Origin of the sequence: Pseudonocardia sp. Ae717_Ps2, assembly GCF_001932475.1 — a bacterium.
Classification (GTDB): domain Bacteria; phylum Actinomycetota; class Actinomycetes; order Mycobacteriales; family Pseudonocardiaceae; genus Pseudonocardia.
In genome coordinates this window covers 1,272,930-1,284,823 of the sequence record NZ_MCIS01000001.1, presented here as the reverse complement: position 1 = coordinate 1,284,823, position 11,894 = coordinate 1,272,930, and the positions used below count along the sequence as shown (strand labels likewise).

Sequence of the window (11,894 nt, the reverse complement as noted above, 5' to 3'; positions counted from 1 at the left end):
CCCGTCCGGTACCGGTACTCGCTCAGCCGACGGTCACCTGGGGTTCACCCGTCACGCCCTCCGCGCTCTCGCCCATCTCCTCGGCGAGCCGCATGGCCTCCTCGATCAGCGTCTCCACGATCTTGTGCTCGGGGACGGTCTTGATGACCTCGCCCTTGACGAAGATCTGCCCCTTGCCGTTGCCGGAGGCGACGCCGAGGTCGGCCTCGCGGGCCTCACCCGGGCCGTTGACGACGCAGCCCATGACGGCCACGCGCAGCGGGACCTCCATGCCGGTCAGTCCGGCGGTGACCTCGTCGGCGAGGGTGTAGACGTCGACCTGGGCCCGCCCGCAGGACGGGCAGGACACGATCTCCAGCTTGCGCGGGCGCAGGTTCAGCGACTCCAGGATCTGCTGGCCGACCTTGATCTCCTCGACCGGCGGCGCGGACAGCGACACCCGGATGGTGTCGCCGATGCCCTGGCGCAGCAGCGCCCCGAACGCGACGGCCGACTTGATCGTGCCCTGGAACGCGGGCCCGGCCTCGGTGACGCCGAGGTGCAGCGGGTAGTCGCACTGCTCGGCGAGCAGCTCGTAGGCCCGCACCATCACGACCGGGTCGTTGTGCTTGACCGAGATCTTGATGTCGTGGAAGTCGTGCTCGGCGAACAGGCCCGCCTCCCACAAGGCCGACTCGGCGAGCGCCTCGGGCGTCGCCTTGCCGTACTTCTCCAGCAGTCGCTTGTCGAGCGAGCCCGCGTTGACCCCGATCCGGATCGGCGTGCCGTGGTCCTTCGCGGCGTGGGCGATCTCCTTGACCTGGTCGTCGAACTTGCGGATGTTGCCCGGGTTCACCCGCACCGCGGCGCAGCCGGCCTCGATAGCGGCGAACACGTACTTGGGCTGGAAGTGGATGTCGGCGATCACCGGGATCTGCGACTTCTGCGCGATCGCGGGCAGGGCCTCCGCGTCGTCGGCCGACGGGCAGGCGACGCGCACGATGTCGCAGCCGGCCGCGGTCAGCTCGGCGATCTGCTGGAGGGTCGCGTTGACGTCGGAGGTCAGGGTGGTCGTCATGGACTGGACGGAGATCGGGTGGTCGGATCCGACACCGACCGGGCCGACCTGGAGCTGCCGGGTCCTCCGGCGCGGGGCCAGGGTCGGCGCGGGCGCGGACGGCATACCCAGGGAGACGCTCACGACCTCCACTATCCCACCGTGTGGCACGGTCCGCCGTACCCGGTGAGGAGGGGCACTCACGTGCGGCCGTGCTTCTCCTGCGCATCCTGCAGCGTCGAGCTGTGGGGCAGCCAGGTCGCCAGCTCGACCGGCCAGCCGTCGTCGGCCAGCATCCGGACGACGGCGGGGTCGTCGTCGAGGATCATCGCGATCTCCCGCTCGCGGGCGAGCAGCCGCAGGACCTCGCGCTTGACGTAGCGGGCGGGGCGGTGGTCGTCGTCGGGGCGCATGAACAGCGGCCCGGTCGGCAGGCCGACGCGCTCCAGCCAGGTCTCGGTCAACCTGCGGTTCCGCTCGGGGCGGCCGGTCAGGTAGACGACGTCGTACTCGGCCTGGGCCGCGCGCAGCCGCTCGGCGCCCTCGTCGAGCAGCGGGTCGGCGTGCGCGGCGGCGAAGAACGTCTCCCACCGGTGCACGTCGAGGTAGTGCAGCCGGTGCGAGACGTCGGCGAGGACGCCGTCGATGTCGAAGACCGCCAGCGGACGGGCGCCCTCGGGTGCTGCGCTCACCCGAACAGCCGCACCGGGTTGACGATGTCGGCGATCGCGACCATGACCGAGAACCCCAGGAAGACGATCACGAACACGTAGGCGACCGGGAGCAGCTTCGCCGCGTCGACCGGCCCGGGGTCGGGGCGTCCGAGCAGCTTCGCGGTGTTCCGCTTGATCGCCTCCCAGATCGCCGGGACGATCTGGCCGCCGTCCAGCGGCGGGACGGGGAGCAGGTTCAGCAGGAACAGCGACAGGTTCACCGCGGCGAGCATCATCAGGAATCGGCTGACGTCGGCCTGCCACGGGACGTCCTGCTGGGCGAGGATCTCACCGCCGATCCGCGAGACGCCGACGACACCCATCGGGCTGTCCTGGCTCCGCTCCTCGCCGAGGAACGCGGCTCCGAACAGGGCCGGGACGCGGGCCGGGATCTGGGTGATCGCCTCCGCCGTGCGGACGACGCCGTTGCCGATCTGCGCGGCCACGTCGCCCGGGCCGAGCTGCATGTACTTCGTGTCGAGGGCGACACCGAGATAGCCCGCCGTCACCGTGGCGTACGGGTCGGCCGAGTCCCGGGCCGGGAGGACGTTCGGGATGACGTCGACGGTCAGCGGGATCTGCCGGCCTGCCCGCTCGACGACGATCTGCGTGGGTCCCGACGACGCGCGGATCGCGTCCTGCAGGGCGGTCCCGTCGTCCGGGCCGAACTCCTGTCCGCGGACGGACAGGATGCGGTCGTCGGGCTGGACCCCGGCCGCGAGCGCCGGCGCGAGCGGCGCTCCGGCCGGGCACTCCTTCGGGACGCCGTTCTGGACCGCGACGGCCGGGAGCACGCACTTCTCGAGCGACTCGATCTGGGTGGTGGCCGCAGGCACGCCGATCCCCATCAGGACAAGCGAGAACAGCACCACCGCCAGGATCAGGTTCATGAACGGCCCGGCGAACATGACGATGATCCGCTTCCACGGCGACCGGGTCCAGAACTGCCGGTCCGCGTCCTGCGGCAGCACGTCGGCCTGACTCTGGCGCCGCGCGTCGTCCATCAGCCCCTGGAACGGGCCGGTCCGTCGGTTGCGGCCCAGCGTGCCGCCCTTCGCGGGCGGCAGCATCCCGATCATGCGCACGTAGCCGCCCAGCGGGATGGCCTTGATGCCGTACTCGGTCTCGCCGCGGCGCACCGACCAGACGGTGCGGCCGAACCCGACCATGAACTCCGGGACCTTGATCCCGAACCAGCGGGCCGTCGCGAAGTGCCCGAGCTCGTGCCAGGCGATCGACAGCAGCAGCCCGAAGAAGAAGATCGCGATCCCGACGACCGTCCACACGATGGTCACGACCGCGTCTTCTCCCGCTCGTGGGCCTTCTCGCGCGCGTGGGCCCGGGCCCAGGTCTCGGCAGCCAGCACGTCGTCCACGGTAGCCGGGTCACCCGTCCAGGCGTCGGCCGCCTCCAGCACCTCGCCGAGCAGGTCGGTGATCCCGGTGTAGCCGATCGTCCCGGCGACGAACGCCTCGACGAGCTCCTCGTTGGCGGCGTTGAGCACTGCGGGCAGGCAGCCGCCCGCGGTGCCGGCGGCGCGGGCCAGGCGCACCCCGGGGAACGCGTCGTCGTCGAGGGGCTCGAAGGTCCAGCTCTGCGCGGTGTCCCAGCGGCACGGCGCCGAGGCGCCGGCGATGCGCTCCGGCCAGCCGAGCGCCAGCGCGATCGGCAGCCGCATGTCCGGCGGCGACGCCTGGGCGATCGTCGAGCCGTCGGTGAAGGTGACCATCGAGTGCACGATCGACTGCGGGTGCACGGTGACGTCGATGCGGTCGTAGGGCACCCCGAACAGCAGGTGCGCCTCGATCACCTCGAGACCCTTGTTCACCAGCGTCGCCGAGTTGATCGTGATGACCGGGCCCATGTCCCAGGTCGGATGCTTCAGGGCCTGCTCGACCGTGACGCCCGCCAGCTCCGCGCGGGTCCGTCCGCGGAACGGGCCGCCAGACGCGGTGAGGACGAGCCGGTCGACCTCGGACTCCCGTCCGCCGCGCAGGCACTGCGCGAGCGCGGAGTGCTCGGAGTCGACCGGCACGATCTGCCCCGGTGCGGCCGCCGCCGACACCAGCGGACCGCCTGCGACCAGCGACTCCTTGTTCGCCAGCGCGAGCCGGGCGCCGGTGGCGAGCGCGGCCAGGGTCGGGCCGAGGCCGCGGGAGCCGGTGATGCCGTTCAGGACGATGTCGGCGCGGCACGCCGTGACCAGCTCGGTCGCGGCGTCCGGGCCGTCGAGCACCTCGACGCCCGGCAGTTCCGCCCGCAGCCGCACCGCCGCGGCGGCGGACGCGACCGCGACCCGCCGGACGCGGTGCGCACGGACCTGGGCCACCAGCAGGTCCACGTCCGATCCGCCCGCGGCCAGCCCGGACACCGTGAACCCGCCGGCGCGGGTGATCACGTCCAGGGCCTGGGTACCGATCGACCCGGTGCTGCCCAACACGACGAGTGACTTCATCACGGCACATCATCCTCGCCCCGCGAGCTGTGCGACGATGACCCCGCACGGAGCCGGACCAGGAGGACACACGGTGGCCAGCAAGGCAGTCGCGCACAGCGCAACGACGAGCAAGACCCGCGAGATCGCCGTCGCGTCCGGGATCGACCCGGCGGACGAGCCCTCGGTCGACTGGGGCTGGCACCAGAACTTCCACCGGGGCGTGCCGATCGCGGCCGCCGTGGTCGGCGTCGTGCTGCTGCTGTTCACGATCGGCCACCCGGTGAGCTGGACCGAGTTCCTGTTCTCCGCGGTGCCCGCCGTCGTCTGCTTCATCGGCGCGATCGCGTACCCGCTCCACCAGCGCCGCCGTCGTCTCTGAGGCGCGGCACCGGGCCGACGCCGGATGGCGCGCGACGCGGGTGAGCCGGTCGAGCTGACGATCGGCGACCGGGTCGTGCGGCTGTCCACCCCCGACCGCGTCTACTTCCCGGAGCGGGGCGAGACCAAGCGGGACCTGGCCGCGTACTACACGGCGGTCGGCGACGGTGTGGTCCGCGCGCTGCGCGACCGGCCGTGCATGCTGCACCGCTTCCCCACCGGTGTCACCGGGGAGAAGGTGCACCAGAAGCGGTTGCCGCGCGGCGCCCCCGACTGGGTCCGCACCGTCCGCGTGACCTTCCCGCGGTACAACCGCACCGCCGACGAGCTGTGCGTGACCCACCCGGCCGACGTCGTCTGGGCGGTGCAGATGTCCACCGTCGAGTTCCACCCCTGGAACTCCCGCGCGGCCGACGTCGAGTCCCCCGACGAGTGGCGCATCGACCTGGACCCGATGCCGCAGGCGTCCTGGGCCGACGTCCGCCGCGTCGCCGGCGTCGTCCGCGAGGTCCTCGACGAACTGGGCGCGACCGGCTTCCCGAAGACCTCCGGCGGCTCCGGGCTGCACGTCTACGTGCGCATCCCACCCGACCACGGGTTCGCCGACGTCCGCCGCGCCGCGCACGCCTTCGCCCGCGAGGTGGAGCGTCGCTGCGACCGCGTCGACCTGTCGTGGTGGCGCAAGGACCGCGACCCGTCGACGGTGTTCGTCGACTACAACCAGAACGCCCGCGACCACACGATCGCCTGCGCCTACTCCGTGCGCGGCACCCCCGACGCGCGGGTGTCGACCCCGGTGACCTGGGACGAGATCGACGACTGCGAGCCCCGGGACTTCACGATCGCCACCGTCCCGGCGCGCTACGCCGAGCTGGGCGACCTGCACGCCGGCATCGACGAGGCCGTGTTCGGCATCGAGCCGCTGCTGGAGTGGGCCGCCCGGGACGAGCGCGACGGCGCCGCGACACCCGATCTGCCCGATCTCGACGCGGGCGCCCGCTAGGCTCGGCGCCCATGGACGACGGGCCCCGCAAGGACAGACTGACCCGGCTCGGGTACGGGATCGGCGGCGGCCTCGCCGTCGGGTCCGCCGTGTGGGTGCTGTCGGGCACGTGGTGGTGGCTGCTGCTCTTCCTCGTCGTCGGGCTGGCGCTCGGGCTGTTCCTGCGCGCGACGACCCCGGAGTCCTAGCAGGACACCTGGCCCGGCCCGGGCTCCTGGGCGCGGGCCCGCAGTCTCGCGAACTCGGCGACCATCGCCGCGCGCGACCAGTGCGCGTTGAGCCCCGACGGGTTCGGCAGCACCCAGATCCCGGTCGCACCCAGCCGCTCCGCCTGCTCCCCCACCACCGCGCCGCGTCGCCCGAACGCGGTCCGGTAGGCACCGATCCCGACGACGGCCAGCCACGCCGGTTCCCGCGCCGCGACCAGCGCCCGCAGCCGTACCCCACCGGCGACGAGCTCGTCGTCGGTCAGCTCGTCGGCGCGGGCGGTGGCCCGGGGCGCCATGTTCGTGATGCCGAGACCGAGCCCCGCGAGCTCGCCCTGCTCCGCGGGCGCCAGCAGGCGCGGGGTGAACCCGGAGGAGTGCAGGACCGGCCAGAAGCGGTTGCCGGGGCGGGCGAAGTGGTGCCCGGTCGCCGCCGACACCAGGCCCGGGTTGATGCCGCAGAACAGCACCCGCAGCGGCGGGTCGTCCGGGCCGGGCAGGACGTCGTCGATCGTGGAGTCCCGGGCGCGGTCGAGGGCGTCGCGGTCGGGCAGGCGGGGCACGAGGGTCATCCGACCACGACCGCACCGGGGCCCGCCGCCCGGGACCGATGGATTCCGGGCGCGCGAACGGTCTGTCCACGGACGGGCGAGCCGGGATGCCGCGCCCGCGCCCCGAGAGGAGACTCCCCGCCGTGGACCTGCCCGTGATGCCCCCGGTGAAGCCGATGCTGGCCAAGCCCGCCCCGTCCATCCCCGACGGCAGGCTCTACGAACCCAAGTGGGACGGCTTCCGCTCGATCGTCTTCCGCGACGGCGACGAGGTCGAGATCGGCTCCCGCAACGAGCGGCCGATGACCCGCTACTTCCCCGAGGTCGTCGAGGCGGTGCGGGAGCACTTCCCGCCGCGCGCGGTCGTCGACGGGGAGATCGTCGTCGCCTCGGGGAACGCGCTGGACTTCGAGGCGCTCCAGCAGCGGATCCACCCCGCGGTCAGCCGGGTGACGCTGCTCTCGACCGAGACGCCGGCGTCGTTCGTCGCCTTCGACCTGCTGGCCCTCGGCGACGACGACCTCACCGCACGCCCGTTCGCCGAGCGCCGCGCGCTGCTGGAGGAGGCGTTCGCCGGCGTCGCCCCGCCGGTGCACCTCACCCCGATCACCGACGACACCGGGACCGCGCGCCGCTGGTTCGAGAAGTTCGAGGGCGCCGGGCTCGACGGCCTGATCGCCAAGGACCCGGCCGGGACCTACCAGCCCGACAAGCGCGTCATGACCAAGATCAAGCACGAGCGGACAGCGGACTGTGTCGTCGCCGGGTACCGGGTGCACAAGTCCGGGCCGGACGCCGTCGGGTCGCTGCTGCTGGGCCTGCACGACGCCCGCGGCGTGCTGGTGTCGGTCGGCGTCGTCGGGGCGTTCCCGATGGCGCGCCGACGCGAGCTCATGACCGAGCTGCAGCCGCTGGTCACCGACTTCGACGACCACCCGTGGGCCTGGGCGAAGCAGCTGGAGGGCGAGCGCACCCCGCGCAAGTCCGAGACGAGCCGGTGGAACGCCGGCAAGGACCTCTCCTTCGTCCCGCTGCGCCCGGAGCGGGTGGTCGAGGTCCGCTACGACTACATGGAGGGCCAGCGGTTCCGCCACACCACCCAGTTCGTGCGGTGGCGCCCGGACCGCGACCCCGCCTCGTGCACCTACGAGCAGCTGGAGCGCCCGGTGACCTTCGACCTCGCGGAGGTCCTCGCCGGGCACGGGTGATCGGCGATCACGGCCGGCAGCCGCAGGACTCCCGGTGCACGAAGGTCGTCGGCAGCCGCAGCGAACGCCGCTCGGCGTCGGGTTCGGCCATGCGGCGCAGCAGCAGCCGGACCGCCTCGCGCCCGATGTCGGCGAACGGCTGCGCGACGACGGTGAGGCGCGGGCTGAACGCGTCCGCCCACGGGAAGTCGTCGAAGGCGGCCAGCGCCAGGTCCCCGGGGATGGTGAGCCCCAGGTCGTGGGCGGCCTGGACAGCGCCGATGGTCATCGCGTTGTTGCCCGTGACCAGCGCGGCGGGCCGGTCGGGCGAGGCCAGCAGCTCGCGCACGACGGCACGGGCGGGCTCGCTGTCCGAGCGTCCCTCCACCACCGGCCCTGGCGGGAGATCCGCCCGGCGCATCCCGAGCCGGTAGCCCTCCAGCCGCTCGACGGTCGTCGACAGCCCGGGGAGACCCATCACGAAGCCGATCCGGCCGTGCCCAGCCTCGGCGAGGTGGGTCACCAGCCCCGCGACGGGCTCCACGTTCTCCGAGCCGACCTCGTCCAGGACGCCGTCGAGCATCCGGTCGACCAGCACCGTCGGCACGCCCTGCGCGGCGAGCGCCTCCAAGGTCGCGGTGGAGTCGCCCGAGGGGGCGAACAGCACGCCGTCGACGCGGCTGCGGAGCTGCGTGACGGCCGTCGCCTCGTAGCCCGGGTCGTCGTGCGGGTCGGCGAGCAGCAGGGTGTGCCCGGCCGCGGCGGACTCGTCCTCGACCGCGTGCAGCAGCTCGCCCAGGTACGGGTTGGAGATCGCCGACAGGGCGAGCCCGAGCGTGCGGGTGCGGGAGGTGGCGAGCGAGCGGGCCGCGGCGTTGGGCGTGTACTGCACCTGCGCCATCGCGGCGAGCACCTGCTCGCGGGTGGCCTCCCGGACCGGCCGGGTGCCGTTGAGGACGTGGGACACGGTCGCGGTGGACACCCCGGCGAGCCGGGCGACCTCGGCCATGGTCGCGATCACACACCTCCGACGCGGGTCACGGGTTGGCGACAGGCTACAGGCAACCGGTTGCGCAAGCGGTTGCTCCGCACTTACCGTGCACCGGTCATACCGGACGGACGTGTCCCGGATCACACCGTTGCACACCCGTCGGAGCCCTCGACGAGGAGAGTGCCCGTGCGCCCGAGAACCAGGTCGCGTCCCGCCGTTCTCACCGCGCTACTGGCGGTCATCGGCCTCGCCCTCACCGGCTGCGCCGGTGCCGGCACGTTCGGCCTGCCCGAAGGTACGCGGATCGTGACGATCGCGATCGTGTCGAACCCCCAGATGGAGGACGCGATCGAGCTCAGCCCGCGGTTCGAGGCCGAGAACCCCGGCATCACCGTGCGCTTCGTCAGCCTGTCGGAGAACGAGGCCCGCGCGAAGATCACCGAGTCGGTCGCCACCGGCGGCGACGAGTTCGACGCCGTGATGATCTCGAACTACGAGACCCCCCAGTGGGCCCGCAACGGCTGGCTGGTCGACCTCGACCCGCTGATGGACGCCACCCCCGGCTACGACCGCGACGACTTCATCCCGACGATCCGCGGCGCCCTGTCCGGCCCCGACGGGCACATGTACTCGGTGCCGTTCTACGGCGAGTCCGCGTTCCTGATGTACCGCAAGGACCTCTTCGCCCAGGCCGGGCTGACCATGCCCGCGAAGCCGACCTGGGACCAGGTGGCGCAGTTCGCCGACCGCCTCACCGACCGCCAGCAGGGCCGTGGCGGCATCTGCCTGCGCGGCAAGCCCGGGTGGGGCGAGGTCATGGCCCCGGTCGACGCGATGATCAACTCCTACGGTGGTCGCTGGTTCGACCAGGACTGGAACGCACAGCTGACCTCGCCCGAGGTGCGCAAGGCGGTCAACTTCTACGTCGATCTCCTCCGTCGCGACGGCCAGGCCGGTGCGGCGGGCTCCGGGTTCTCCGAGTGCGGCAACCAGTTCAGCCAGGGCAACACGGCGATGTGGTTCGACGCCACCGTCGCCGCGGGCCTGCTGGAGGACCCGGCCCAGTCCAACGTCGCCAGGAAGGTCGGCTACGCGCCGGCGCCGACCGGCGTCGACGGCCTGTCCTCGGGCTGGCTGTACTCGTGGGCGCTGGCCATCCCCCGCACCACCGCGGAGAAGGGCCCCGAGCAGGTCGACGCGACCTGGAAGTTCCTGTCCTGGATGACGTCCAAGCCGTACCAGGAGATGGTCGGCGAGGACCTCGGCTGGACCTCCGTCCCGCCCGGCGCCCGCCAGTCGACCTACCGGATCCCCGAGTACGTCGCGGCGTCGAAGGCCTACGCGCCGCAGACCATTGCCGCGATCAACGCCGCCGACCAGGACCGGCCGACGCGCGACCCCGTCCCGTACACCGGGCTGCAGTTCGTCGGGATCCCCGAGTTCCAGGACCTGGGGACCCGGGTCAGCCAGCAGATCTCCGCGGCGATCGCCGGACAGCAGACCGCCGACGAGGCCCTCGACGAGGCCCAGAGCTACGCCGAGACCGTCGGCGAGTCCTACCAGCAGAGCGGGGGCGACCGGTGACGACCACAGAGGCACCACCGCAGGCGGCACCGGAACGGCAGACCTCGCCGGCAGCACAGCGCCGCGACGGCTGGATCCGCCGGGCCCCGCTGCTGCCCGCGCTGATCTTCACGATCATCATCACGCAGCTGCCGTTCCTGGTGACGATCTGGTACTCGCTGCAGTCCTGGAACCTGGTACGCCCCGGCAGCCAGCGCTTCGTCGGGCTGGAGAACTACGCGACGGTGTTCACCGACTCGCAGTTCCGCGGGGTCGCGCTGAACTCGATCCTGCTGACCCTGGGGTCGGTGGCCATCGCGATGGTCCTCGGGCTGCTGATCGCGCTGCTGCTCAACCGTGCGTTCCTGGGCCGCGGCATCGTCCGGACGCTGATCATCACGCCGTTCCTGATCACCCCGGTCGCCGGTGCCCTGCTGTGGAAGTCGGTCCTGTTCGACCCCACCTACGGCCTGGTGAACTTCCTGCTCTCGCCGTTCGGCGCCGGGCAGACCGACTGGGTGTCCACCTTCCCGCGGGCCGCGGTGATCATCGCGCTGGTGTGGCAGTGGACGCCGTTCATGATGCTGCTGATCCTCGCCGGGCTCGGCTCGCAGCCGCAGGAGGTCCTCGAGGCCGCCCGGATGGACGGGGCGACCGGGTTCGCGGTGTTCCGCGAGGTGACGCTGCCGCACCTGCAGCGGTTCATCGAGCTGGGTGTCGTGCTCGGCGCGATCTACCTGGTCAACACGTTCGACACGATCTACATGATGACCCAGGGCGGTCCGGGTACGGCGTCGGCGAACCTGCCGTTCTACATCTACCAGCGGGCGTTCCTGGGCTTCGACATCGGTGAGTCCGCCGCGATGGGCGTGGTCACCGTGGTGGCGACGATCATCGTGGCAACCCTGGCGCTGCGTCTGATCTTCCGCAGCTTCTCCGCCGCCGAGGAGGCGTGATGACCGCAGTCGCCGAACGGACCTCCACCCCCGCGACGACGCCGCGGAAGGCCCCGCGCGGGGCCGGGCCGCTGTTGGGCGTCCTGGCCTGGATCGTCGGGCTCGGGTTCTTCTTCCCGGTGCTGTGGATGGTGATGACCGCCTTCAAGACCGAGGCGCAGGCCGTCACGATCCCGCCGACGGTGTTCTTCGCACCCACCTTCGACAACTTCGCCGAGGTGTTCGGCGGCGGCGTCGGGCCCTACCTGCTCAACTCGCTGTTCGCGACGGTCGCCTCGACGGTCCTGGTGCTCCTGCTGGGCACCCCGGCCGCGTTCGCGCTGTCGCTGCGGCCCGTGAAGAAGACCCAGGACGTGCTGTTCTTCTTCATCTCGACCAAGATGCTGCCGGTCGTCGCCGCGATCGTGCCGATCTACGTCGTCGTGAACTACCTGGGCGCGCTGGACAACATCTGGACGCTCGTCGTGCTCTACACGGCGATGAACCTGCCGATCGCGGTGTGGATGATGCGGTCGTTCTTCCTGGAGGTCCCCAAGGAGCTCCTGGAGGCCGCGAGCATGGACGGCGCGTCGCTGTGGCGCTCGCTCCGCGAGGTCGTGCTGCCGATCATCTCGCCCGGCATGGCCGCCACGGCGCTGATCTGCATGATCTTCGCCTGGAACGAGTTCTTCTTCGCGGTGAACCTCACCGCCTCCCGGGCCGCGACCGTGCCCGTGTACCTCGTCGGGTTCATCACCTCCGAGGGCCTCTACTTCGCCAGCCTGTGCGCCGCGGCGACCGTGGCCGCGCTGCCGGTGGTCATCGCCGGCTGGATCGCCCAGAACAAGCTGGTCCAGGGCCTGTCCTTCGGGGCCGTCAAGTGATCGTGTTCGT

General features: G+C 72.0%; 13 protein-coding genes. 7 read left to right on the top strand and 6 right to left on the bottom strand.

Annotation, left to right across the window (positions count from 1 at the left end; all coding sequences use genetic code 11):
- Positions 1–22: 22 nt before the first annotated feature.
- The 4 genes from ispG to dxr are packed head-to-tail and all read right to left on the bottom strand — an operon-like array spanning position 23 to position 4,204.
- Positions 23–1,180 carry a flavodoxin-dependent (E)-4-hydroxy-3-methylbut-2-enyl-diphosphate synthase gene (ispG, locus tag Ae717Ps2_RS06215; RefSeq protein WP_043276332.1) on the bottom strand — a complete coding sequence of 386 codons (1,158 nt, stop codon included), beginning with the start codon at positions 1,178–1,180 and terminating at the stop codon, positions 23–25.
- A 56-nt stretch (positions 1,181–1,236) separates the two neighbouring features.
- Positions 1,237–1,728, bottom strand: coding sequence for a nucleotidase (locus tag Ae717Ps2_RS06210; protein ID WP_020622029.1), 492 nt, complete (start codon positions 1,726–1,728; stop codon positions 1,237–1,239).
- On the bottom strand, positions 1,725–3,044 hold the full coding sequence (locus Ae717Ps2_RS06205; RefSeq protein WP_075333127.1) for an RIP metalloprotease: 1,320 nt from the start codon (positions 3,042–3,044) through the stop codon (positions 1,725–1,727). Before Ae717Ps2_RS06205 ends, Ae717Ps2_RS06210 begins: the two co-directional genes overlap by 4 nt.
- On the bottom strand, positions 3,041–4,204 hold the full coding sequence (gene dxr, locus Ae717Ps2_RS06200) for a 1-deoxy-D-xylulose-5-phosphate reductoisomerase (protein WP_020622031.1): 1,164 nt from the start codon (positions 4,202–4,204) through the stop codon (positions 3,041–3,043). Before dxr ends, Ae717Ps2_RS06205 begins: the two co-directional genes overlap by 4 nt.
- A gap of 73 nt (positions 4,205–4,277) precedes the next feature.
- On the opposite strand from dxr, the gene Ae717Ps2_RS06195 reads away from it, so the two are divergent.
- From Ae717Ps2_RS06195 to Ae717Ps2_RS37225, 3 genes are read left to right on the top strand one after another with little or no spacing between them, the layout of a single operon-like run.
- Positions 4,278–4,565 (top strand): DUF2631 domain-containing protein, encoded by a 288-nt coding sequence (locus tag Ae717Ps2_RS06195; protein WP_020622032.1) that lies wholly within the window; start codon positions 4,278–4,280, stop codon positions 4,563–4,565.
- A 24-nt stretch (positions 4,566–4,589) separates the two neighbouring features.
- On the top strand, positions 4,590–5,567 hold the full coding sequence (gene ligD, locus Ae717Ps2_RS06190; RefSeq protein ID WP_075307581.1) for a non-homologous end-joining DNA ligase: 978 nt from the start codon (positions 4,590–4,592) through the stop codon (positions 5,565–5,567).
- Between the two features lie 11 nt (positions 5,568–5,578).
- On the top strand, positions 5,579–5,755 hold the full coding sequence (locus Ae717Ps2_RS37225) for a hypothetical protein (RefSeq protein ID WP_158071462.1): 177 nt from the start codon (positions 5,579–5,581) through the stop codon (positions 5,753–5,755).
- On the opposite strand, the gene mug is transcribed toward Ae717Ps2_RS37225, so the two are convergent.
- Positions 5,752–6,345: a G/U mismatch-specific DNA glycosylase gene (gene mug, locus Ae717Ps2_RS06185; RefSeq protein ID WP_075307583.1), complete on the bottom strand. Its 594-nt coding sequence runs from the start codon at positions 6,343–6,345 to the stop codon at positions 5,752–5,754. The two genes, Ae717Ps2_RS37225 and mug, sit on opposite strands and share 4 nt — an antisense overlap.
- 122 nt (positions 6,346–6,467) lie before the next feature.
- Between mug and Ae717Ps2_RS06180 the strand changes: the two genes are divergently transcribed.
- On the top strand, positions 6,468–7,532 hold the full coding sequence (locus tag Ae717Ps2_RS06180) for an ATP-dependent DNA ligase (RefSeq protein ID WP_020622036.1): 1,065 nt from the start codon (positions 6,468–6,470) through the stop codon (positions 7,530–7,532).
- Positions 7,533–7,539: 7 nt separating this feature from the next.
- Here the strand turns inward: Ae717Ps2_RS06180 and Ae717Ps2_RS06175 are convergent, their stop codons facing one another.
- Positions 7,540–8,520: a LacI family DNA-binding transcriptional regulator gene (locus Ae717Ps2_RS06175; protein WP_198932143.1), complete on the bottom strand. Its 981-nt coding sequence runs from the start codon at positions 8,518–8,520 to the stop codon at positions 7,540–7,542.
- 168 nt (positions 8,521–8,688) lie between these two features.
- Between Ae717Ps2_RS06175 and Ae717Ps2_RS06170 the strand changes: the two genes are divergently transcribed.
- Genes Ae717Ps2_RS06170 through Ae717Ps2_RS06160 form a run of 3 tightly spaced genes read left to right on the top strand, consistent with a single transcriptional unit; the run spans position 8,689 to position 11,884 of the window.
- Positions 8,689–10,086 (top strand): sugar ABC transporter substrate-binding protein, encoded by a 1,398-nt coding sequence (locus tag Ae717Ps2_RS06170; protein ID WP_075333126.1) that lies wholly within the window; start codon positions 8,689–8,691, stop codon positions 10,084–10,086.
- On the top strand, positions 10,083–11,021 hold the full coding sequence (locus tag Ae717Ps2_RS06165; RefSeq protein ID WP_020622040.1) for a carbohydrate ABC transporter permease: 939 nt from the start codon (positions 10,083–10,085) through the stop codon (positions 11,019–11,021). Before Ae717Ps2_RS06170 ends, Ae717Ps2_RS06165 begins: the two co-directional genes overlap by 4 nt.
- Positions 11,021–11,884, top strand: coding sequence for a carbohydrate ABC transporter permease (locus Ae717Ps2_RS06160; RefSeq protein WP_020622041.1), 864 nt, complete (start codon positions 11,021–11,023; stop codon positions 11,882–11,884). The genes Ae717Ps2_RS06165 and Ae717Ps2_RS06160 overlap by 1 nt, the downstream gene beginning before the upstream one ends.
- Positions 11,885–11,894: the final 10 nt, after the last annotated feature.

Bases quoted from the DNA above. Each gene is read 5' to 3' on its own strand.
- Ae717Ps2_RS37225 (WP_158071462.1), top strand. From the start codon at position 5,579: ATGGACGACGGGCCCCGCAAGGACAGACTGACCCGGCTCGGGTACGGG.
- ligD (WP_075307581.1), top strand. From the start codon at position 4,590: ATGGCGCGCGACGCGGGTGAGCCGGTCGAGCTGACGATCGGCGACCGG.
- Ae717Ps2_RS06175 (WP_198932143.1), bottom strand. From the start codon at position 8,520: ATGGCCGAGGTCGCCCGGCTCGCCGGGGTGTCCACCGCGACCGTGTCC.
- mug (WP_075307583.1), bottom strand. From the start codon at position 6,345: ATGACCCTCGTGCCCCGCCTGCCCGACCGCGACGCCCTCGACCGCGCC.
- dxr (WP_020622031.1), bottom strand. From the start codon at position 4,204: ATGAAGTCACTCGTCGTGTTGGGCAGCACCGGGTCGATCGGTACCCAG.
- Ae717Ps2_RS06160 (WP_020622041.1), top strand. From the start codon at position 11,021: ATGACCGCAGTCGCCGAACGGACCTCCACCCCCGCGACGACGCCGCGG.